Annotated in this window: 20 protein-coding genes and 1 tRNA gene; 11 read left to right on the forward strand and 10 right to left on the reverse strand. The window is 63.7% G+C overall.

The window, feature by feature from the left end:
- The first annotated feature begins 82 nt into the window (after window positions 1-82).
- From VGG89_17655 to VGG89_17665, 3 genes are all read left to right on the forward strand, one after another.
- A complete protein-coding gene (locus VGG89_17655; protein HEY1978381.1) occupies window positions 83-577 on the forward strand; it encodes a group I intron-associated PD-(D/E)XK endonuclease in 495 nt (164 codons plus the stop codon).
- A tRNA-Thr gene (locus tag VGG89_17660) sits at window positions 568-642 on the forward strand. The genes VGG89_17655 and VGG89_17660 overlap by 10 nt, the downstream gene beginning before the upstream one ends.
- Before the next feature lie 101 nt (window positions 643-743).
- On the forward strand, window positions 744-2,105 hold the full coding sequence (locus VGG89_17665; protein HEY1978382.1) for a hypothetical protein: 1,362 nt from the start codon (window positions 744-746) through the stop codon (window positions 2,103-2,105).
- Here the strand turns inward: VGG89_17665 and VGG89_17670 are convergent.
- From VGG89_17670 to VGG89_17680, 3 genes are all read right to left on the reverse strand, one after another.
- Window positions 2,056-2,757: a lytic transglycosylase domain-containing protein gene (locus VGG89_17670; protein ID HEY1978383.1), complete on the reverse strand. Its 702-nt coding sequence runs from the start codon at window positions 2,755-2,757 to the stop codon at window positions 2,056-2,058. The genes VGG89_17665 and VGG89_17670 overlap by 50 nt on opposite strands.
- Window positions 2,758-2,825: 68 nt before the next feature.
- Window positions 2,826-3,158, reverse strand: a complete 333-nt coding sequence (locus tag VGG89_17675; GenBank protein ID HEY1978384.1) for a tRNA-binding protein — start codon at window positions 3,156-3,158, stop codon at window positions 2,826-2,828.
- Entirely contained in the window at window positions 3,155-3,343 is a 189-nt protein-coding gene (locus VGG89_17680) for a hypothetical protein (GenBank protein HEY1978385.1), read from the reverse strand. The genes VGG89_17675 and VGG89_17680 overlap by 4 nt, the downstream gene beginning before the upstream one ends.
- Window positions 3,344-3,442: 99 nt before the next feature.
- Here VGG89_17680 and msrB point away from each other — a divergent pair, with 99 nt between their 5' ends.
- Both msrB and VGG89_17690 read left to right on the forward strand, forming a co-directional pair.
- Window positions 3,443-3,862, forward strand: coding sequence for a peptide-methionine (R)-S-oxide reductase MsrB (gene msrB / locus VGG89_17685; protein HEY1978386.1), 420 nt, complete (start codon window positions 3,443-3,445; stop codon window positions 3,860-3,862).
- Window positions 3,863-3,888: 26 nt separating this feature from the next.
- The gene (locus VGG89_17690) at window positions 3,889-4,617 is read left to right on the forward strand and encodes a substrate-binding domain-containing protein (GenBank protein HEY1978387.1); all 729 of its coding nucleotides are present in this window, start codon (window positions 3,889-3,891) and stop codon (window positions 4,615-4,617) included.
- Here the strand turns inward: VGG89_17690 and VGG89_17695 are convergent.
- From VGG89_17695 to VGG89_17710, 4 genes are read right to left on the reverse strand one after another with little or no spacing between them, the layout of a single operon-like run.
- Entirely contained in the window at window positions 4,595-6,100 is a 1,506-nt protein-coding gene (locus VGG89_17695) for an FGGY-family carbohydrate kinase (protein ID HEY1978388.1), read from the reverse strand. The genes VGG89_17690 and VGG89_17695 overlap by 23 nt on opposite strands.
- Window positions 6,097-7,602, reverse strand: a complete 1,506-nt coding sequence (locus VGG89_17700) for a glycerol-3-phosphate dehydrogenase/oxidase (GenBank protein ID HEY1978389.1) — start codon at window positions 7,600-7,602, stop codon at window positions 6,097-6,099. Before VGG89_17700 ends, VGG89_17695 begins: the two co-directional genes overlap by 4 nt.
- On the reverse strand, window positions 7,596-9,185 hold the full coding sequence (locus tag VGG89_17705; protein HEY1978390.1) for an FAD-binding oxidoreductase: 1,590 nt from the start codon (window positions 9,183-9,185) through the stop codon (window positions 7,596-7,598). Before VGG89_17705 ends, VGG89_17700 begins: the two co-directional genes overlap by 7 nt.
- A 2-nt stretch (window positions 9,186-9,187) precedes the next feature.
- Complete coding sequence (locus tag VGG89_17710) at window positions 9,188-9,715, reverse strand: hypothetical protein (protein HEY1978391.1); 528 nt, start codon at window positions 9,713-9,715, stop codon at window positions 9,188-9,190.
- 79 nt (window positions 9,716-9,794) lie between these two features.
- On the opposite strand from VGG89_17710, the gene VGG89_17715 reads away from it, so the two are divergent.
- Genes VGG89_17715 through VGG89_17725 form a run of 3 tightly spaced genes read left to right on the forward strand, consistent with a single transcriptional unit; the run spans window position 9,795 to window position 12,612 of the window.
- Window positions 9,795-10,742, forward strand: coding sequence for a glutathione S-transferase family protein (locus VGG89_17715; protein ID HEY1978392.1), 948 nt, complete (start codon window positions 9,795-9,797; stop codon window positions 10,740-10,742).
- Window positions 10,743-10,770: 28 nt separating this feature from the next.
- On the forward strand, window positions 10,771-11,328 hold the full coding sequence (locus VGG89_17720) for a hypothetical protein (GenBank protein ID HEY1978393.1): 558 nt from the start codon (window positions 10,771-10,773) through the stop codon (window positions 11,326-11,328).
- A gap of 48 nt (window positions 11,329-11,376) precedes the next feature.
- The gene (locus tag VGG89_17725; GenBank protein HEY1978394.1) at window positions 11,377-12,612 is read left to right on the forward strand and encodes an MFS transporter; all 1,236 of its coding nucleotides are present in this window, start codon (window positions 11,377-11,379) and stop codon (window positions 12,610-12,612) included.
- Here VGG89_17725 and VGG89_17730 read toward each other — a convergent pair.
- Window positions 12,563-13,048, reverse strand: a complete 486-nt coding sequence (locus VGG89_17730) for a GAF domain-containing protein (protein ID HEY1978395.1) — start codon at window positions 13,046-13,048, stop codon at window positions 12,563-12,565. The two genes, VGG89_17725 and VGG89_17730, sit on opposite strands and share 50 nt — an antisense overlap.
- 90 nt (window positions 13,049-13,138) lie before the next feature.
- On the opposite strand from VGG89_17730, the gene VGG89_17735 reads away from it, so the two are divergent.
- Window positions 13,139-14,743, forward strand: a complete 1,605-nt coding sequence (locus VGG89_17735) for an HD domain-containing phosphohydrolase (GenBank protein ID HEY1978396.1) — start codon at window positions 13,139-13,141, stop codon at window positions 14,741-14,743.
- A gap of 6 nt (window positions 14,744-14,749) precedes the next feature.
- Here the strand turns inward: VGG89_17735 and VGG89_17740 are convergent, their stop codons facing one another.
- The gene (locus VGG89_17740) at window positions 14,750-15,172 is read right to left on the reverse strand and encodes a hypothetical protein (protein ID HEY1978397.1); all 423 of its coding nucleotides are present in this window, start codon (window positions 15,170-15,172) and stop codon (window positions 14,750-14,752) included.
- A gap of 89 nt (window positions 15,173-15,261) precedes the next feature.
- Between VGG89_17740 and VGG89_17745 the strand changes: the two genes are divergently transcribed.
- Together VGG89_17745 and VGG89_17750 are read left to right on the forward strand one after the other, a co-directional pair.
- Window positions 15,262-16,287 carry a hypothetical protein gene (locus tag VGG89_17745; protein ID HEY1978398.1) on the forward strand — a complete coding sequence of 342 codons (1,026 nt, stop codon included), beginning with the start codon at window positions 15,262-15,264 and terminating at the stop codon, window positions 16,285-16,287.
- Window positions 16,288-16,335: 48 nt separating this feature from the next.
- A complete protein-coding gene (locus VGG89_17750) occupies window positions 16,336-16,782 on the forward strand; it encodes a hypothetical protein (protein HEY1978399.1) in 447 nt (148 codons plus the stop codon).
- Here VGG89_17750 and murC read toward each other — a convergent pair.
- Window positions 16,748-20,446, reverse strand: a complete 3,699-nt coding sequence (gene murC / locus VGG89_17755) for a UDP-N-acetylmuramate--L-alanine ligase (protein HEY1978400.1) — start codon at window positions 20,444-20,446, stop codon at window positions 16,748-16,750. The two genes, VGG89_17750 and murC, sit on opposite strands and share 35 nt — an antisense overlap.
- Window positions 20,447-21,169: the final 723 nt, after the last annotated feature.

Consider the following 21,169-nt stretch of genomic DNA (forward strand, 5'->3'; position numbering starts at 1 on the left):
TAGGGCACTAAGAATAATAATTTCGGAGCGCGGCAAATCACGATGCCATACGTATGGCACATATGCTCGCTAAGATTGTTGCATGGAGCAATTACAAAAACGCGATACGAAACGTGTCGGCGATCTCTCAGAGGTTATCGTACTCTATGCCTTCGTCACCATGGGTTATCAGGTTTCCGTACCATGGGGCGAAAACAATCGCTATGATTTAATTCTGGAAAGAGGAAACACGTTATTAAGGATTCAGGTTAAGACCGGGCGCTTGCGCATGGGATCGATCTGGTTCAATGCGTACAGCTCGCATGCGCATCGGAACGGTGCCCAGCGCTCCTATAGAGGCGATGCCGATTATTTTGGAGTCTACTGTCCCGACGTGCAACGCGTCTTTTTGGTGCCGGTGGAAGACGTCACCGAAAACCAAGGATGTCTGAGATGGGAGCGGACGAAGAACAGCCAAAGCCGCAAGATCCGCTGGGCCGACCGTTACGTTCTTCCCATCGAGCCCGTGCAGCTCGTAGTAGGGCTTGAGGTCGTCGGCAGAGTATGTTCCGCGGGCGCCACTGGACCGCCGTCGTAGCTTAGTGGTAAAGCATCTGCATGGTAAGCAGAAGAGCATGGGTTCAATCCCCATCGACGGCTCCAGCTTCGAAGGCTCCTGCTCCCCGCTGGAGCCTTCCCAATTTCCAAGCCCTCTCGATTAAGGAGAAAGGGACGCGGCGCCGGCCCCCTGGAACATCACCCGCGTGGCTCGCGTTGGACTCACGGCGTTGCGTTATTGGCCGCTCGTACTGGTATTGGCCATCGTGCAGCCGTGGTACGCGTCGGCGCAGAACTCGTCGCGCATCGTCGTTCCCGCCGGCACGCTGATTCCCGTTCGCATCATCAGTCGAGTTTCGTCGTCAACGGCGACGCCCGGCGATACGCTCACGTTGCGCGCCGCCTCCGACGTTCCGGTGAACGGTTGGATCGTCGTGCGCAAAGGTGCGATCGGACAAGGCGAGATCGTTTCCGCGGTGCCTTCGAACTCGCACGGCCAAGTCGGCATGCTCGGCCTGCAAATGGATTGGATCACGCTCGCCGACGGACATCGCGCGCATCTTTCGACCGAGCGCGCGACCGGCGAAGCCGAAGCCGTACAACCGCAGCCGATGGTGATTCGCGCGAACGGCGGCGACGTGCGTCTCGACGGATCGCTCGAGCTTCCCGCATTCACCAGCGATAACGTCGTCGTCGTTGCAACCGCGCGCGCGGCCGCCGAAGGCGAATACGCGCCGACGGTCGCCGTCGTTCCGACACCGTCGCCGACTCCGCATCCGACGCCAACGCCCACGCCGGAGCCAACCGCAACGCCGGAGCCGACGCCGGCGCCGACTCCGCGTCCGACACCAACGCCGCGTCCGACACCAACGCCGCGTCCGACGCCAACGCCGACTCCGGAGCCGACACCAACGCCGGAGCCGACGCCAACCCCGACGCCGCGTCCGACACCAACGCCGCGTCCGACGCCGACACCCACGCCGGAACCAACGGCGACGCCGACCCCGCGTCCGACGCCGACCCCCACGCCGAAACCAACGGCGACGCCGACGCCGGAACCAACTCCCACGCCGACGCCGCGTCCCACGCCGACGCCGCGTCCAACGCCGACGCCGCGTCCAACGCCGACACCCACGCCCGTGCCGGCGCCGGAAGTCCTCGAAACGTTGCCCCCGCGTCCGCCTGCGCCCACGCCCACGACTGTGCCGGTGCCGTCGCCCGCGCCGACTCCGCCGAACGTCTTCCCCGAAGGCGCGACGGTCTTCGAAACGCGTGGAACGGGCTCGCGCACCACGCTGCCGTTCTCGGCGTCGGGAACGTGGGGTCTCACGTACTCATACGACTGCGCGCAGCAGCGCGACGTCGAACCGTCGTTTGCGCTGCGCATCGGCGGCGCCGCGATCTACCTCGCTCCGATCCAGCGAAGCGAGAGACACGCGACCGACACGGTGTACGTGCATCAGAGCGGTATGTTCTATTTGCAAATCGACACGCCGTGCGCGTGGCACGTCAAAGCATTTAACCAGGGATTGAATAGTAACGTGGGGTGGCTCGAAACGCTGCCTTAAAGCTTGCAGCGGCTTCGAGCGAACCCAGCGCGCGCAGCGCATCCGGAACGCCGATGACGACGTCCGTTTCGTCACACACCTCCGACGAGCTCAGCTGGAGAAAGCCCACCGCCACGTCGCATCCCACGTGCGATTCCCGCAGCATCGTGTCGAACGCGGCGGCCGGCTGAAGCGCGACGAGCGTCTCGGGTGCCGCGGTGTCGAGCGTTTCGTGTTGAAGCACGTCGTACTCTTCGACAACCGCTTTGACGTAGTTCTGGGTCTCTACCGGCATCTTACTCAAATGACCGCCGACCGATTCGACGTCGCCCGAACCGAAGTTGTATGCGGCGATCCCGGTCTGGACTCCGTAGCGATGGACCAGATACCCCAACGTGCGTGCGCCGCATTGAACGTTCTGCAAAGGATCGAAAGCGTCGTGTATTCCGCAGTCCGAAGCGGTCGCCGAGGCGAGCTGCATCATTCCAATAGCGCCGGCTTTACTAACCGCTTTTGGGTCGCCGCCGCTCTCGGCTTCGATAACGGCGCGAACTAAAGCTGGATCGAGCCCGCTAACCTCCGCTCCACGCTGGGCGTACCACTGCACGACCGGCGACGGCAAAGGCGATATTGTCGGGCTAGGTGTCGGCGCATTGATGACTGCTGTCAGCATCAATGCGTACATGGGCGCATCGATACCACCAAAAAGCCGGAATCACGCGTTGCGCCCGTCTGCTTGGACTAGTAAATGCGCGAGCCGTTAGGAAGCGCTCGTTCGGGTCGCAGCAAGACGACGCGTCCGGCGTCGTCGGCCGCCCCGAGCACCAGCACCTCGCTTTGAAAGCCGGCAATGCGTTTGGGCGGAAAGTTGACGACGCCGATGACTTGCGCGCCGACCAAACTCTCCGGCGCGTACAGATCGACGACCTGCGCGCTCGAGCGTTTAGTGCCGACGTCTTCTCCGAAATCGATCGTGAGCTTGTACGCCGGTTTGCGCGCTTGCGCAAACTCTTCGACGCCGACGACGGTGCCGACGCGCATATCGACTGCCGTAAACGCTGCGAAGTCGATCACCAGAGCGAGCCTTCGGTAACCAAAACGTAGAGGATCGGTCCTAACCCCCACACGATGCTGACGATGAACCACACGATCTTTTTGCCGTCGCTCATGTCGCCGCGGGTCGCGAGATTGATCCACATGAGAATCATCGCAATTGGGTGCAGAATCAAAGAGAGCAGAATTTCAAAGAGCAGTTTCATAGCCGGTACTTGGGTCCGCAACGGCGGAGAGCCTGGCGACCTGCGGGTCCCCAGCCTCGGGCGCATCCGCCCGGCCCCGGGCGGCGTTCTTGATATATCATGCGACACGACGTGACCCCCGAAGTGCAAAAAACCGAGCAAGACTGGAAGGCCGAATTAGATCCGCAGCGGTACCACATCTTGCGTGAAGCAGGAACCGAGGCGCCGTTCTCTGGGAGCCTTCTCGCCGAGCGTGGGGAGGGTACGTTCCACTGCGGCGCGTGCGGTGCGGAGCTCTTTGCATCCGATTCGAAGTTCGAGTCGCATTGCGGCTGGCCGAGTTTTACGCATCCCGACCAGCAGCGTAACGTGCGGCTGTTGGACGACAACGGCTTCGGCATGCGGCGCACCGAAGTGCGCTGCGCTCGCTGCGATTCGCATCTGGGCCACGTCTTCGACGACGGGCCGGGTCCACGAGGGACGCGCTATTGCATAAACTCGCTTTCGCTGCAGTTTCGGCCCTCCTCGCCTTCGCCTTGACCGGCGCATCGCCGGAGCCGGCGGTGGTGCAGGTAGTTTATGCCGCGTCGCTCGTGACGCCGATGCAGGGCCCCGTCGCCGACGCACTCCGAGCGAACGGTTTACAGCTTCAGGGCGAGCCCGGCGGCAGTAAAAAGTTCGCGAACTTCATCGCTTCCGGCGTGCGTTCGCCCGACGTCTTCATCAGCGCCGATCCCTCCCTCGTTTCGGGACTCGGTGCGATCGTCGCGTCGTCGACGACCTTCGCGCGCACGTCGCTGGGGATCGCCTGGTCGCGCAAGAGCCGCTTTCACGACCTGTTCGCCAGGGTTGCCGCAGGGCGCGTGCCGCTGATGCAGGCGTTGTCCACGCCGGGAGTGCGTTTGGGGCGTACGGATCCAATGCTCGACCCCAAGGGCGTGTATACGGTTCGAGCGCTCAAAGCGATCGTGGGCGCGCCCGCCGAGCAGAAGCTCTTGGGCGATGACGAGAACCCGACTCAGATCTTTCCCGAAGAAGATCTGCTCGCGCGCGTCGAGACGGGAGAGATCGACGTGGGATTCTTCTACCATACCGAAGCGATCTCGCGCGGCTATCCGTTCGTCGCGCTGCCGCCGTCGCCGGCCTCGCAGGTGAACTACGCCCTCGCGATCATGAAAGACGCGCCGCATCCCGGCGCCGCGCATACATTTGCGACGTTCATCTTGCGAGGACAGGGGAAAGCGATTCTCGAGCGCGCCGGCCTGGAATACCTCAATCCGCGGGGTAGCCCGTAATCTCCCGAATCGCCGCGTAGAGCGGCTGCAGCCGGTCGTACATGCGCCGGTAGACGCGCCGGTAGAGCGCGTCGTAGAGTGCGCGCCGCTGGGGATCCGGCTCGAAAGTGCGATCGGTTCGCGACATCGCCGCGACCGCGGTGCGAAAATCGGCGTGGAGCTTCAGTCCGACGGCGGCGTCGATCGCGGCTCCCAGGCCCGACGTTTCGTAGACGTGCGGACGCGACGCCGGAAGACCGAAGATGTCGCTGGTCAGCTGCAGCGCGGCGTCGCTCTGCGAGCCGCCGCCGCAAATCCGCAATGCCGCGATAGGCGTTCGGCTGCGGCGCTCGATGCGTTCTTTGCCGTCGCGCAGCGCGTAAGCGATGCCCTCGAGAATCGCGCGGTAGACGTGCGCGCGCGTGTGCACGTCGCCGAAGCCGACGATCGCGCCTTTGGCTTCGGGCATCTTCAAGCCGGGCGACCAATACGGCTGCAGCATCAAGCCCATCGCCCCGGGCGCAACGGCGTTGACGAGCTCGTCACCCCACACGCCGAACTGCTCCTTGAACCAGCTAACCATCCAGTAGCCGCGAAAGACTTGTACCTCGACGTCGTAGGTCTGCGGAATCGCGCCGGGATACGGCGGAACGAGCGGCGATGCTTCCAGGTACCGCGGCGATGCGACGTTGACGGTTGCGGTAGTGCCGTAGCTCAAACACGCGATCGACGGATCCATGCAGCCGGCACCGAGCACTTCGCACGCTTTGTCGGCGGCGGCGGCGACGACCGGCGTTCCTGCGGCGACGCCGCACTGCGCGGCTGCAGCCGGCGTCACGCTGCCGCACACGGTCGACGGTGCGACCAGCGCCGGCAGCATTTCCGGCGTCACGCGCAGCGCTTGCCATTTCCAATCGCTCGATTTCGCCCAGCGCAGGGCCTTGAAATCAAAGGGAAGGTAGCCGACCTGCGACCCGATCGAGTCGACGAACTCTCCGGTCAGCCGGTAGTTGAGATATCCCGAAAGCAAGAGAAACTTGTGCGTCGTCTTCCATACGTCCGGCTCGCAGGCGGCCAGCCAGTTCGCTTCGGCTTCGCGCTGGAAATAACGAACGGTGTTATGTGCCCCCGCAATACGGAACAGTGCACGCATCGCCGGCGATATCTCGGGAACGACGGGACTCTTGCGCTGATCGAGCCAGGTGATCGCCGGGCGCAGCGGTTTGCCGGCCGTGTCGACGCTGACGACGGTGCCGCGCTGCGTCGTCACCGCCACCGCCGCAACGCGGCCGCGCAGTTCCGGATGTTCGTGCCAGAGCTGCGCGCACGCTTCGCACGCCTTGGTCCAAAAACGCTGCGCGTCGTATTCGTGCCAGCCCGGATTGGCGACGACGTAGTCGTCGATCGCGACGCGGCTGCGCGCGACCAGCTCGCCGCTCGCATCGAACAGCAGCGCGCGAACGCTCTGCGTGCCGTTGTCGATGGTGAGAAGAAGGTCGCTCACGGCAGCGAGTAGTGCTCGCGGTGCAGGTCAACGTAGCGCTGCGTTTCAGCGAACCAGCGCGCGTCGTCCCAACCAAGTTCCGCGCGGCAGATCGCGCCGGCTCGCTGGAAGTGCGCGGCGCCGCCGTCGGGCAGCAGCAATCCTAGACGCGTGCGGCGCAGCAGCAGATCGTCGAGGTGCACCACCTGTTCGTGCCGCGCGCTCCAGCGCAGATCGGCCCAGCTAAACGGCGTGGAACCGACGTGGTCGCGTTCGCCTTCGGCGGCTTCGCGCGCGAAGCGCTCTGCCTGTTCGCCGTACTTGCCCGGTGCGGAGAAGACCGGCGTAAGCGAACGCTCGAACGGGGGCAGCCGGTCTGCCGCCGCGGCGAGCGCGTCGAGCGCCATGAGACGAAATGTCGTCAGCTTCCCACCGGTAATGGTAATCAATCCCCCATCGTTGTACACAACGTGGTCGCGGCTGAGTTTCGACGGTGACGCGCCGCTTCCGTCGACTACCGGCCGTATGCCGGCGTACGTGGCGACGACGTCGCGATGGTTGAGTGCGAGGGCTGGGAAGGCAAATCGCATCGCGTCGAGCAGATACGCGAGCTCTTCGCTCGAAATCGACGGTTCGTTTCGTAAGTCGCCGTGGTGATCGATGTCGGTCGTGCCGGCGAGCGTCGCGCCCTGCCATGGATAGGCAAAGACCGGACGTCCGTCGGCCGGATGTTCGAATGCGACGGCGCACGCGAGCGGAAAACGCGATGCGGCAAAGATCAGGTGGCTGCCGCGAAGCGGCCGCAGCCGCGCTTGGGCACCGGCCTTCGCGCGCACCTCGTCGGCAAAGACCCCGGTTGCGGCGATGACGGCCTTTGCGGCGATGGCGGCTTCACGTTCGCCAAGCTCGTCGCGCACGGTCGCGCCGGCGATGCGATCGCCGTCGACGTCCGGCGTTGCGCTCGCGTAGTTCACGGTTACGGCACCGAGCGATGAGGCCTGTGCGATCAGCCGCAGCACCAATCGCGCGTCGTCGGTCGTCGCATCGCGATAGCGGTGCGCGCCCTGCAAACCGGTATCGTCGAGCGCGGGCACGAGCGCCAAAGCAGCGGCGCGATCCAAGTAATCGTGATGGCGCGCGCCGGCTAGCGCATCGTACAGCCACAAACCTGCCGCAAGCGTCATGCGTCGCGGTTTTCGCCCGCGATAATGCGGCATGGCGAAGGGAATGGGATCGATCAGTCCCGGCGCGCCGCGCAGCAGGTGCTCGCGTTCGCGCACGGACTCGCGCGTCAGTCCGAAGCGGCCTTCCTTGAGATAACGAAGGCCGCCGTGCACCAGCTTCGAAGACCGGCTCGACGTGCCCGACGCATAATCGCCGCGCTCGACGAGTGCGGCGCGCAGCCCGCGCCGCGCCGCTTCGAACGCGACCCCGGCTCCGGTGACGCCGCCGCCGATGACGAGTACGTCGTAGGGGCTGCCGGCGACCAGTGCGTCCCAGGCCGTCGCGCGATCGCTCAGCACAGCTTGCCGGGGTTCATCGTTCCGTCGGGATCGAAGCGCGCGAAGAGCGCGCGCATCGCATCGAGACCGAGCGCCCCTTTTTCGGCGGCGAGATACGGTTTATGATCGACGCCGACGCCGTGCTGGTGCGTGATCGTCCCGCCGTTGGCGACGATCGCTTCGCTGACTGCGCGCTTGAGCCGCGTCCACCGCGCGAGATTCGTCTCGTAGTCCGGCGCGATGCGGAAGACGAACGTCGAGTAGACGCTCGAGCCTTCGGGATAAACGTGCGAGAGGTGCGTGTAGGCGTGAACCGGTTCGTCGCCGAGTGCGCCGCGCGCCGCGCCTTCCATCGCCTGCATCATCGCGTCGACGCGCGGCCAATCGACCGCGGTCTCGACCGTATCGACGGCGTAGCCGCTCTCCCACAGCGCGTTGCGCAAGTAGACGCCGCGATAGCGATTGCGCCGCCAGCGTTCGCCCAAGGCGGCGCCCGCATAGACGCCGCCGTAACCGCGCGCGATCGACCGGAGCGCGCGCGACGCGTGCGCCGCGTCGCGGCCGGATCCCGTGACGCCCGCGAGCAGCAGGCATTTCTCGTTCCGCGCGCCGCGCAAGGCTAAATAGCGCTCGAGCCAGACGACCGCCGCGCTTGCGCCCGCCAACTGCAAGGTTGTAAACGTTTCGAGCGGATTGGCCAGCCGGATCATCGAGAGCGGTACGCCGGCGTGCGCCAGCGCCGTTACGCAGTCGCGCGCTCGTTCCCAGCTGGGGAAGAAGATCGCTTCGAACGATTCGTGCCGGGGAACGTCGGTCACGCGCACCGTCGCATCGGTAACGATGCCCGCGCGCCCTTCGGACCCCAGAATCATCTCGCGCAGATCGATTCCGGCAGCCGACGCCGGAAACGTTGGGATGCGCAGCGTGCCGGCTGGAGTCTCAACCTTGCCGCCGGCAAAGAGCGCTTCGATTCTTCCGTAGCGCAGCGACTGCTGTCCCGACGATCGCGTTACGATCCATCCACCCAAGGTCGAGTACTCGAACGATTGCGGAAAATGGCCGAGCGTGTACCCGTGCGCGCGCAGTTGCGTCTCCAGGTCGGGCCCGGTAACCCCGGCTTCGAACGTCGCCAAGCGACTCTGCTCGTCGAGATGCGTCAACGCGCGCATGCGCGCGAGCGACACGGTCAGTGTCGGCGTATCGCCCGGCTCGGGCGTTATATGTCCCGCAACCGACGTGCCGCCGCCGTACGGGATAACGGCCGCGCTGCAAGAACGCGCGAACGCGAGCAGATCGCGAACGTCTTGTGACGATTCGGGAAACGCTACACCGTCGGGAACGGTATCGATCCGGCCGAAACGCAGCGCGAGCCAGTCGGGCAAACTTTGCCCGCGCGCGTGACGCAGGCGGACGAGCGAATCGGTGTGGACGAGCGGATGCGAGGTCAGACGGCTTGGCGGGACGCGCGACGTGGCTTCGTCGATGCGCGCGTCGGGCGGCGCTTGCGCTTTTCCGAGCCGCTCTTCGAGATATCTGTGGGCCGTCGCGGGAAGCTCGAGCTTTACGCCCTCGTCGCCCCAGCCGTTCCAGCGACGTGACGTCACGCTCAGCTTGCGCTCGGGTAAGGTGTGGGCTTCGTGTCGGTGACGACGTGCGTGATGAGAATGTCCGTCTCGCCGGCCTTCGACGAGGTCACCTGGACTGCCACTTGGTCGCTCGCATCGCCGGTACCGATTTGAAAGGACGCGATCGAACTGTTGTTGGCGCTCGTATTCATTTTCTCGGATCCGGCCGGAAGCTGCTGTTTGTAGAACGCTTCGACTTTCTCGAACGGATCGCTGGTCTTGAATCCCGCCATGACGCTGGTGCCTTTGTCCGTCGATGACGAGATGGCGCCTTGTTCGTTGGCCTGCGCTCCGGGATAGACGGGCGCGCCGAGTTTACTCGCGTCGACGTTTTGACCGATCGACGTCGTCCCTTCCTTGTTTCGAACGGTGACGCTCTTGTTGTCTTGGCTGGTGGTGACGGTCGCGTTACCGCTGCTCGTTTGGATCGTGGTGGTACGGTGTGAGGCGCATGCCGATAGCGTTACTGCGGCGGCCGAGAGGATCGCAACGATCGTGCCAAATTTCATGCGCGACGACTTCCTCGCAGTGCTGCGGGCGCCTGCGCCGCGATGACACCATCGACGAGCCGCCCGGGTTGTACCGTGCATGAACGTCAAAGCGCAGTTTCCGAAAGAGCAGTCCCCCGACGGGACGTTCGTGCGGCAGGGCGATCGGTTTCGGCAATGGGTGACGGCCGACGGCAGTTCCGGCTTTCCGGCGGTGCCGGGCCGGTACCAACTCTACGTATCGCTGGCCTGTCCGTGGGCGCACCGAACGATCCTTGCGCGTAAGCTCAAGAAACTCGAATCGGTCGTCGCCATGACCGTCGTCGATCCGGTGCGCGACGAGCGCGGCTGGCGTTTCACGCAAGACGAACCGGATCCGCTTCACGGCTGGCGCTTTTTGAGCGAAGCCTACGTCGCGACCGATCCGCATTACGCCGAACGCGTCACCGTTCCGGTGCTGTGGGATAAGGAAACGGAGCGCATCGTCAGCAACTCAGACGACGACATCATGCGCATGTTCGAGACGGAGTTCGACGCCTTCGGGGACGCCGGTCTCGATCTCTATCCGGTGAAACTGCGTGCCGAGATCGACGCGCTCAACGACGTGCTCTACGCGACGGTTAACGACGGGGTCTATCGCGCCGGCTTCGCCACGTCGCAGAGTGCGTACGAAACGGGAGCGTATGGTCTGTTCGAAACGCTCGACGCGATGGAAGAGCGGCTTTCGACGCGGCGCTATCTCTTCGGAGGCCAGCCGGTGGAAAGCAATTGGCGCTTCTTCGTGACCTTGGTGCGATTCGACGCCGTCTACTACGTGCATTTCAAATGCAACCTGCTGCGCATCGCGGACTACCCGAATCTGTACGGCTACCTGCGCGATCTCTATCAAATCGAAGGCGTCGCGGAGACGGTGAACTTCGATCACATCAAGCGTCATTATTACTACACGCACGACGATATCAACCCGACGCGTATCGTGCCGATCGGTCCGCTCCAGGATCTGGACTCGCCCCACGGCCGCGAACGGCTAAGCGGATTCACAGATTAGTTTAGGAAATTCTCAGTAGGATCGGGCCATGAAAAACGTCGTCGTTGCGCTCTCGTTAGCGCTTACCTTGCTTCCGGTCTCGGCCTTGGCCCAGACCTCCCCTACCGCAGTGCGCTCGATTACGCCCGCGCAGCGGCAGGCGATGTACCAGCAGTTTCAACAGTTCCACCAGCGCGAGGAGCAGCTCCATCAGCAGTTCCGCGCGCAGATCCTCGGAGCGCTTTCGGCCGATCAGCGCACTCAGGCGGCCAACCTGATCGGGCAGCTTGCCGTTTCGAGCAGCCCCGATCCCCGAGCCGCAGCCGCTCAGCTCGATTCGATCCTTTCGCAGGGGCAGAAGCAGCAAATCCTCAATGCCGGCACCACCTTCCACGCGCAATCCAAGGCGCTGCACGAGCAAATGGTCCGGCAGATGCGCAACTCGATGCCCGGCGGCGCAGGGCCGATGGGCGGACACCCGGGTATGGAGGGCGGCATGCAAAAGATGCATTCGCAGATGCAGCCCGACGCCGGGATGATCTTGCTGCACGTCCTCAACGGCTCCGGCGACGAGCATCACATGATGGGTGGTCCTCCACACCGTTAGTCGCACCCGCCGCGAAGGAGAAACGGGCACCGCACCGGAGACGAGGCGGTGCCTTTTCGTCTGGAATGGGTCCCGTGGCAGCGAACGCTGTGGCTAATGGTCGGCGTCCAGGCGCTGATGGCGTGCGCCTTCTCCGCCTCCGGACCATTTCTGCCGCTCTACATCGTCCAGCTCGGCGTGCATCCGTTGGCGGCAGTCGATCTGTGGTCGGGCGCGGTCATGTCGATCAACTTCCTGCTGGCAGCGATCTGTTCGCCGTTGTGGGGCTCGCTGGCCGATCGCGTCGGCCGAAAACCGATGGTCGTGCGTTCGTGCGTCGCAATCTTTCTCTTTACGGCGTTGATGGGCGCGACGCAAAACGTCTGGCAGTTGTTCGGGGCGCGCGCGTGCATGGGGATCTTCAGCGGATTCTCGGCCGCCGCGACGACCTTGGTCGGCACGCAGGTACCCGAGGAGCGTCTGGGCTTTTCGCTGGGATGGATGGCGACGGGTCAGCTCGCCGGCGCGCTGCTTGGCCCGCTCGTCGGCGGTTTTCTTGCCGACCGTACGCACCAATATCGCGTCGTCTTTGTCGCGACCGCACTGTTCGCGCTGGCGGCGACGCTGTTGTGCGCGCTATTCGTTCGCGAGGAGTTCACGGCGCAGCATCATCGCGGAGAAAGCGCGTCGCTGTGGCGCCGTATGAGCGAGCTCGCGCGCCATCCGCGCTTGCTGCCGATGTTCGTCGTCGTCCTGCTCGCGCAAGTCGTGGCGTTCGGCGTGCAGCCGATCGTGCCGCTCTTCGTCCGCGACCTGGCCGGGAACGTGCCGTGGCTTGCGACGGTCGCGGGTGCGGCTTTTGCCGTTACGGGCCTAGCGGATTTGATCGCGTCGCCGTTTCTGGGCAAGCGCAGCGATCGCATCGGTTATCGGCGCGTGCTGCTCGCCTCGCTCGCAGGCATCGCATGCTTCACGATTCCGCAAGCGTTTGCGCGAAGCATCGCCGCATTTTTAGGGCTGCGCTTCGGCGTCGGGATGTTCTTGGGCGGCGTGCTGCCGACGGCTAACGCGTACATCGCGCGAAACTTCGAAGCGCATCGGCGGGGGCACGTCTTCGGCGTAACGTCGAGCGCAACGTTTCTGGGTATGTTCGCCGGTCCGCTCATCGGCGGCACGATCGCGGCGCACTTCGGTTTCGGCGCGGTGTTCGTTACGATCGGAGCGCTCGCGCTGGCAAATTTGGCCTGGGTTGCGTTTACCGTGCCGGAGATACGGCCCGATGCGGTTGGGGAGCCACTTCAGTAAATGCACGCACCAGACGTTCGACACCGGCGCGATCGAGTGCGGTAAATCGCGCGATCGACGGGCTATCGATATCGAAAACGCCGTAGACCTCGTCGCGCGTGAAGAGCGGCACGACTATCTCCGACCGCGACGCCGCGTCGCAGGCGATGTGATCGCTAAACGTGGTGACGTCGTCGACGACGACCGTCTCGCGTGCGATCGCGGCCGCGCCGCAAACGCCGTGCCCCTTCGTCAACCGCGTGCAGGCCGGACGGCCGCCGAACGGGCCTAAGACGAGGTCGCCGGCGGCATCCAGAAAGTAGAAGCCGGCCCAGTTGACGTCGGGCAGCTCGTGATACACCAACGACGCGAAGTTCGCGGCGTTGGCGATGTAGTCGCTCTCGCCGCCGAGCAGTTCGCGGACTTGGCGTTCCAGCAGATCGTAGGATAGGGACATACGGCCCACTTCGACGAAGCTTCCCGACCCCCGGCCGACCGTGCGGCCGGCTACGAACGGAGTTCGAGGAGCAAACATGAGGGACGGACGTTGACCGTCGGCGATCGCTCGCGCGCAAGCAGCGACCGCGCACTCATGCGTCAAGTCGCCAATCTGCTGGCGACGGACTTATCGCTCGGAGAGCTCTTCGACCGCCTGACCAAGATGCTGCCAGAGCATCTGGACTCCTCGGTGGTCTTTATCGCGCTGTCGCGCCCGGACCAGCAGCACTCGATCGAATACTTCTACGACCACGGCGAGATCAAGCGGTATCCGCACATCGTTCTCGGCCCGCGATCGCGCGCTCGCGAGGTGATTAGGACCGGGGAAATGATCTGGGGGAACGATCCGTCGGTCTGGGCTCCCGAGGGCACCGAACCGATTCACAAGGATCGGCCATGGACCAACGACACCGTCTCGGCGATCTTCGTCCCGATGCGTGCCGGCGGAACGACCGTTGGCTGCCTCTCCGTGCAGAGCACGCGATCGGGAGCCTACAGCATCGACGAAGTCGAGCTGGTTGCCGCGATCGGTCACTACGTCGGCGTCGCCGTCGAGAATCAGCGGATGTATCAGACCTTGCAGCGCACCGCCGAGTACGACGTGATGACGGGCTTGGCCAGCTATCCAAAGCTCTCTCGCGAGCTCGACGAAACGCTCGCGTCGGCGACCTCGCTGCGGCCGGCAACCGTCATGGTGCTCGACATCGTCAACTTCGCCGCGTTCAACGAAGTGTACGGCTACGGCGAGGGTGACGAAGTGCTGCGTATGGTCGGCGACGCGTTGCGCGAGTTCGAAGACGGCAACGTCGTCTGCGCGCGCTACGGCGGTGACGTCTTCATGGTGCTCGTCAAGGAAAGCGCTCCCGACGAGATCGATCCGTTCGCCGAGCGGCTACGGTTGCGTTTGCACCAGCTCGGTTACGTGTCGCGCGATCAGACCGTTCCCGTTTCGGTCGCGATCGGGTATGCTATCGCACCGCTCGACGGCGGAACGCGTCACGGGCTGATTTCAGTCTGCACCGATCGTGCGCACATCTCGCGCCGCGAAGGCTGCCGCCCAACGCGCTCGGACCAGCCGTTGAACAGCCCGCTCGCGGGAATCTTTACCGGCATCGAGACGATCGTCACCGCGCTGCTCGATCGCGATCCGTTTACGCGCGTGCACCTACTCGAAGTCAACGCGATGGCCAAGCAGTGGTCGCAGCACAATCTCGAACTCGATCGCGACGCGCTCGGCACGTTCTTGCAGGCCAGCCTTCTGCACGACGTCGGAAAGCTGATGATCTCCGACCGCCTCTTGGTCAAACCCGGCCGCTTGACGCCCGACGAATACGACTCGGTCAAGCGTCACGCCGTCTACGGGCGCAATATTCTCGCGCTGCAGCCCGCGTGGGACGAAGTTGGAGCGATCGTGGGACAGCACCACGAGTGGTGGGACGGCCGCGGCTATCCCAACGGACTCGCCGGCGAGCAGATTCATCCGCTCGCGCGTGCGGTCTCGATTCTCGACGCCTATTCCGCCATGGTTTCCGATCGTCCGTACCATCGCGGCATTACCGAAGATGCGGCGCTCGCGGAGCTGCAGCGCTGCGCGGGAACGCAGTTCGATCCGTTCTACGTCGAGCGGTTCGTCGCGTGGCGGGAGTCGCTCTAAAGACCGTTAGGGAACGCGGCTGACGATGGCTGCGGCCGCGAGGATGGCGATCGCGTCTTCGATCAGCGCGGACGGGACGCTGCCGATGGCGGCGATGAGCCGCAGACGAATCGCCAGCCCGCCGTAAGCGCCGATGACCGCACCAATCGCCCCCGCGATCGCTCCGGCGATGGGCGAAGAATGGCCGAACGCCAATCCAATCATCCATCCCACGAACGCGCCGCTGATCACGCGCGCGACGAGTCCCGTCGTGCTCGTGCGCGGCGGTGCGTTAGGAAGCAGGTCGACCGCGTACTCGATGAGGGCGAAAGCGCCGAGCGCGTACGCCCAGGGCCCGGGATGACGCATTAACCAGAGCACGGCCGGCGCAGTGAACGTTCGCAACCCCACGACCAGTCCAAGCGCAAAGGCGAGCAGCAAATAGGGCATGACTGCCTGCTTACCCCTCACCAATCTGCCCAACCTTTTCGGCCGGTCGGCCATTGGGCGAGGATGCGGCGGCACGCTACGCTTTGGGCATGAAGCTGCGCGGCGCTCTCGTGTTGTCGTCTTTTGCCCTGGGGCTGGCCGGATGCGGCGGCGGCAGCGGGGTTCGAACGCTCCCGGACGCTCCGGCCGAATCCCCGGCTGCGCGGACGCCCGCCGCGGCGTCGACGATCCCATATTTTACTTCGACCTTTAAAGCCCAAGGGCAGATTTGGTCGTTTGCGATGGTGGGAACCGATCCGCGCAGCTCGCGCGTAACGACGGCCGTCACAGCGCACGTCGTTCCGGTCAAGTTGACGTTTTCCAACGGCATGGCGTTCGACGCCACGAGTCTTGCGCCGGGCGTCGTCCGCTCGCCGCTCTTCATCGGCGCGCAGTTCATCGACGGGAACATGCAGTTCGGCGACGCGGTGATGCGCGGGGAGTTCTGGAAGTACGTATCCTCGAATTCCGGTTATCACGTGCTGCTGTCCGCTGCACCGGTCGAACCGACGGTTTCGGTCGCGGTGCCGTCCGCCGACGGATACACGTCGCCCAAGCCGGGCGGACAGTACGGTTACGTCACGTATGCGTGGTTCGTGCAGACGATCGAGCCGCAACTCATCGCGCAGTTGGGAATTCCGCCGACCGACCTCACGATCTTCGTAACGTCACGCACCAGCGTTCTGGAGCCGGGCGGCTACTGTTGCTATCTGGGCTACCATTCGGTGTTTCCAATCGCTAGCGCCGGCGGAACGCGGACCTGGACGACGGCCTGGGCGTCGGTTACACCCAAGAACGTCGAGGCGCTTTCGCACGAAGTCGCCGAGTGGCTGAACGATCCGTTCTATAACAACACCGTCCCGCCGTGGCTCTCTCCCGAGAGCGGCGTGTGCGGGGGCAAACAGCTCGAGGTCGGCGATCCGCTCACCAAGTATCGTATCAAACGCGGCGGTTTCGTGCTGCAAGACATCGCCTTCTTCTCGTGGTTCGCGCGGCAGAAGCCGTCGATCGGCTACAAAAGGCGCTACGATCTTGCGGGCAAGCTGAGTTCGCCCGCGCAAAACTGCCCGCCGTAGACACCTACCCGCAGTAAATACCTCGCCGCATGGGGAAGCGCCGGGGCGATGATTATATTCGCCACGATACGATGCAGCCGCCTCGACGACATCGCCTCCGACGGATTCCAGGAGCAAGACGATGCGATCGCTCGCTACGCCACGAGCGACGAAGGCGGGGCGAAGAAAATTTACTGCAGCGACGAGCCGGTGAGCGATTACGAGCTATCTCCGGACTTCCACATAGCTTACGTGTTGGACGTTCCGGATGCGGTGCTCGCAAAGCACGCGAGTTCAGACCCGGTTGGGTGGCTGCTCCCGATAGACGTGGCAAATACGTACCGCGGGATCGGCGGGGCGTCGGGCGCGGCATGGCCGTGCGCCATCGATCTCGATCCTAACGTCAGCACGCCCATTGCCAATCTTGAGGACGTTGAACGAGGCGGCGGCTCGGGATGGACGAAGGTGGTCGGTGACGCTATCACGAGGCACAGGGCTGCAGCAGCGCTGAAATAGCGCGGCCTAGAGATTCGCAGTTGGGAGCTTGAAAGTATTCGCCGTGCCCACCCGGAGTGATCGCTACCGTATATCCGAAAGGATATCTGTCGCGAAATAGGTGGTCTGCGTCGGCGCCGCCCAGCAGCGGATTTAAGTCGCTCTCCGCTCCAAAAAACAGCGCCACCCGTCCGGGATATTCTTTGAGCGTCCCCTCATCGAGGAGAATCAGCAGCTCGACGTCTCGTCCCCGATCGATCAGCGCGCACGCTACGCTGCGAGCGATAATACCGCCTTGGCAATTTCCGCCGATGATGAACGGACCGCTCGGGTGCATGGATAGCATCTCCTCGGCGTAGAGCGTCGCAAGGGCCGCGATGCTGTGCTCTTTGTACGAGAAAACGAGGTGGCCCGACCGCATGCCGTGCAGCGGCTGCTCGGGCCCCAATTCGTCGGCAAGGGCTTGATGTTCTTGCGCGCCCTGAAAACACCAAAAGAGCGGCCTGAGCTTTCCGGCACCATGAAGCGTACGCAAAAGACCGGTCGGGCTACGACGTTCCCCTTTCCATGCCGCAACGTAGTACAGCTGTTTGCGGGAAATCTCGGCCGCAAGACTGAGCGGCGAGGCGGAACGCGCGTCGCCTTGTTTGAGCGCATCGTTGATTGCCAAGGCCAGGCACTCGACGGTGCTGGCATGCGTAAAGAACTCTTCCGGTAAGATCACGTCGAAATGCCGTTCGATCCACGCGAAGAACTTGGCAATTGCCAGCGAGTCGAGGCCGAGGTCGTCGAGGTCTTCGCGCACGCCGAAAGCGCGACGCACGCCGAATTCGTTTGCGACGTAGTCGCAGACGGCGGCCTCAACGAGTCCACGCGGCGCTAGCGGGACGCTCGTTTGAGCTGCCGGTGCTTGTGCTGCCAATGCGGCGCGATCGCACTTGCCGTTTGCATCTAATGGTATCTCACGAATGGGGACAATTGCGTCGGGTTGCATGTAACGCGGAAGCTTACCCAAGAGTGCGGCCCGCAGTTGGGACTCGGCCGATGCGTCGATTACCGCGCGGTACACGACATAGGCGATCAGGTGCGCACCCGTTGCGTTCTTTTCGACGCAAACGATCGCGTCGTCGACGGCGTTCTGCGTCCGTAATACGGCTTCGATCTCGCCTAGCTCGATTCGATATCCTCGCAACTTGACTTGATCGTCGCTGCGGCCGCTAAATTGCGTTGCGCCGTCGGCAAGCATACGTGCGAGGTCGCCGGTTCTATAGAGCCGGCGTTCGCCGTCAGGTAAAGAGAGCGTGCGAAACCGCTCTGCAGTTTGATCCGCGGTTCGAAGATACTCCCGAGCCAAACCGCGGCCTCCGATCCAGATCTCACCAAGAGCGCCTCGCGGTACCGGCGCGAACGTTTCGTCGAGGATGTAGAGCGAGACGTTGTCGATCGGTCGTCCGATGGTGACGGGTTCGCCGGCAACGCAGTGCGCTATCGTGGCGCACACCGTCGCCTCCGCGGGGCCGTAAGCGTTTATGAAGGAGCGGCCCGGAGCCCAACGATCGACGAGATCGCCGGGGCAGGCCTCTCCGCCCACAATAATGCTCGTGAGAGAAGGGTAATCGCGATATGGAACGGTCGCGAGTCGCGACGGCGTGAGCTCGAGGTGCGTGATGTGAGCGCTATCGATGAAGCGCCCCAGTGGGACTCCAACCGCGGCATTAGCGGCAAAAACCAAACACCCTCCGCCGTAGATGGTGTATACCATGGTGTCTATTGCCTGGTCGAAACCGAACGCAGCAATCTGCGCCACGCGGCTGGCAGCCGTGATACCGAACGCCCGGGCTTCCGTTGCAGCGAGATTGTCGAGCGCTCCGTGCTCGACCACAACGCCTTTGGGCATACCCGTCGATCCGGAAGTGTAGATAATGTACGCCCGATCTCGGTCTCTTGGGAGCGTCACCGGCTCGTCTATACCGCGTAGATTGCAAGCGGTCAGGTCGATCTCTTTGAGAAGGCGGCGAGCCCCGCTCTGTTCGATCATGAAATCCGCGCGCTGTTGCGGCAGGTCGGGATCGATTGGGAGATACACGGCGCCGGCAGTGAGGACGCCCAGAAATGCCACGATGCGGTCTATCGAAGGCGGCAGGCTAATCGCGACCACGTCATCGCGCCCGATACCGCCGGCGGTAAGGGTGGCCGCCACCGTTCGGACCGCTCGTGCGAGCTCGCCATACGTCATCAATGTTTCTTTGTCGGCGGCGGCAAGGGCAGTTGGCTGCGTCGTTGCGAGCTCGAGAAAACGCGCGAGCAGCGACTGTGGTGGGGCGGTGACCGCTCCATGGACGATCGATTGCTCCGGCGCCTCTTCGGATAGATGAATAAGGACCTGTGATGCAATCGTTCCGACTTCACCGGAACCAATCGTAACGAAGACGTCGCCGCCTCGGAGAGTGGCGATGGCCGCAGCCGTCACGGCCGTCCGATCGCGCAGGCGTTGGTAGGGAACGCACGCATCGTCTAAGGCCGCTGCGACGGCGTCTTCATTCGAGACGAGGAGCACGTCGTCGGCTGCGGAAAGCGCCCGCGCAAAATCGGGGGCAAGTCGTTGGGCGTTATGCGGAGATGGGCGAAATACGGCCACGACTCTGCCTGTAGGCGCGGTCGTACGGCGCGCCTGTTCCAGCGTCACCGCGACCTCGGTCGGGTGGTGCGCGAAATCATCGTAGCATGCTATGCGCCTCGCCGTTCCGATGTGCTGCCAGCGGCGCTCGACACCGACGAAGTCCGCGAGCGCATCGGCGACCTCGGCAAACGGCACGCCGAGTTCTAACGCGATGGCCATTGCTCCCAGGGCGTTGACGACGTTGTGCGCGCCGGCAACGCGCAGGGCCATCGTACCGAGCTGCTCGCCGCGTAGGAACACCTTTGCAGCGCTCGTATGCGCATCGAGGCGTTCGACGTCGGCGCGAAGGTCGTTGTCGCGACCCAAGCCAAACGTCAGCACCTCGCGAGGGACTGCAGCGATAATTGCTCGCGCTCCCGGATCGTCGCCACACATTGCAACGATGCCGTCGTCGGGCGTGCGGCAAACCATTGCGGCGAAGGCGGCCCGCATCCGTTCTTCACCGCCGTAATGCTCGGCGTGTTCGTTGTCGACGTTTGTAACGATGCAATGCTGTGGATGCCAGTAGGCGAGTGCACCGAACGCCTCGCAGGCTTCCAAGACGAAAGTCTCGCCGGCGGCGGCGTGCGCCTTGGTATTGCCCAGTGACGGCGTTGCGGCGCCGATGAGGAAACCTGGATCCCGGCCGGCACGGCAAAGAACGTACGCCAGCATTGCGGTGGTGGTCGTCTTGCCGTGACTGCCGGTAACGCAGGCGACTCGACGATGACGCAAGTGCATCGCGAGCGCCTCGGCACGCGGTCGTATCTGCAGTTCGTTCGATCGCGCAGCCAATAGGTCGGCGTCGTGGATCGGCACGGCCGGGCTGAAGATCAGCTGCTCGGCTTGTCGGACCAGCTCTAGATCGTGGCCGACGGCAATGCGCGCGCCCAACGCCCGCAGCGACGATAGCTCGTGGCTATCGACGATATCGCTGCCGCTCACACGAAAGCCGTCGGCGATGAGCAAACGCGCCAACCCGCTCATACCGGAACCGCCGATACCGACGAGATGAACCGTGGTCACCCGTTGGCCTTCTCGACGGGGCCGCGATATCTTCGCCGGGCGATCTCAGCAGCGCAGGCACTGCGGGCTATCCGTCAAGAATGAACGCGAATCAAATGCGCGCCCGTAGCTCAAATGGGATAGAGCAGGGGACTCCTAAAGCCTAAATAGGGATCGGGACGGATCGCCACCGGTCGGAAAAGGCGGTAAACACAAGGGGTTCCGGTCGCCGAGGGTTTTCGGGGGGTCGGGTTCAGTCGCGACCAGATGCAACGGAAATGCCACGAGAACACTAGCGGCAAGAGCGTCGCGAAAACGGCGCTCCCGCCCGTCCAACCGGAAAGGATACTTCCGAATGAACACACTCATGTACCCTTCGGACCCCAAGGCCGGAACGGGACGGCACCTGATCGGAGTTCGGTTCGCAAACGCACCGCTCGAAAACGGCAACAACTCAAGACGACTCGCGTGCTCGCGGAGGCCGTAAGAATCGCCTACGAAGCGCGACGGGCGTCTGTTATCATTGACTGGTCGGTGAGTGCAAAGACTCCCTTAGAGGCCGAAGTCCGGTTGGATGTTATCCACCAAATCGAACTCGAGGAATTTGCGGATCAGCGGTCCTCGGGTTGTGCAATGTCATGGGTAGCACTGAGGATACGTCAACGTCTTCTGGAGTTCGACGGAACACTCTTCGACCAGGGTTCGGAGACTACTGTTGGCGTCGACTTACTGGTAACGCACAAT

Source organism: Candidatus Baltobacteraceae bacterium (assembly GCA_036488875.1).
Classification (GTDB): Bacteria; Vulcanimicrobiota; Vulcanimicrobiia; order Vulcanimicrobiales; family Vulcanimicrobiaceae; genus JAFAHZ01.

Excerpts from the sequence above, each read along its gene's own strand:
- VGG89_17655 (HEY1978381.1), top strand. The coding sequence starts at position 83 with ATGGAGCAATTACAAAAACGCGATACGAAACGTGTCGGCGATCTCTCA.
- VGG89_17670 (HEY1978383.1), bottom strand. The coding sequence starts at position 2,757 with ATGCTGACAGCAGTCATCAATGCGCCGACACCTAGCCCGACAATATCG.
- VGG89_17680 (HEY1978385.1), bottom strand. The coding sequence starts at position 3,343 with ATGAAACTGCTCTTTGAAATTCTGCTCTCTTTGATTCTGCACCCAATT.
- msrB (HEY1978386.1), top strand. The coding sequence starts at position 3,443 with ATGCGACACGACGTGACCCCCGAAGTGCAAAAAACCGAGCAAGACTGG.
- VGG89_17710 (HEY1978391.1), bottom strand. The coding sequence starts at position 9,715 with ATGAAATTTGGCACGATCGTTGCGATCCTCTCGGCCGCCGCAGTAACG.
- VGG89_17715 (HEY1978392.1), top strand. The coding sequence starts at position 9,795 with ATGAACGTCAAAGCGCAGTTTCCGAAAGAGCAGTCCCCCGACGGGACG.
- VGG89_17720 (HEY1978393.1), top strand. The coding sequence starts at position 10,771 with ATGAAAAACGTCGTCGTTGCGCTCTCGTTAGCGCTTACCTTGCTTCCG.
- VGG89_17730 (HEY1978395.1), bottom strand. The coding sequence starts at position 13,048 with ATGTCCCTATCCTACGATCTGCTGGAACGCCAAGTCCGCGAACTGCTC.
- VGG89_17740 (HEY1978397.1), bottom strand. The coding sequence starts at position 15,172 with ATGCCCTATTTGCTGCTCGCCTTTGCGCTTGGACTGGTCGTGGGGTTG.
- VGG89_17745 (HEY1978398.1), top strand. The coding sequence starts at position 15,262 with ATGAAGCTGCGCGGCGCTCTCGTGTTGTCGTCTTTTGCCCTGGGGCTG.
- VGG89_17750 (HEY1978399.1), top strand. The coding sequence starts at position 16,336 with ATGATTATATTCGCCACGATACGATGCAGCCGCCTCGACGACATCGCC.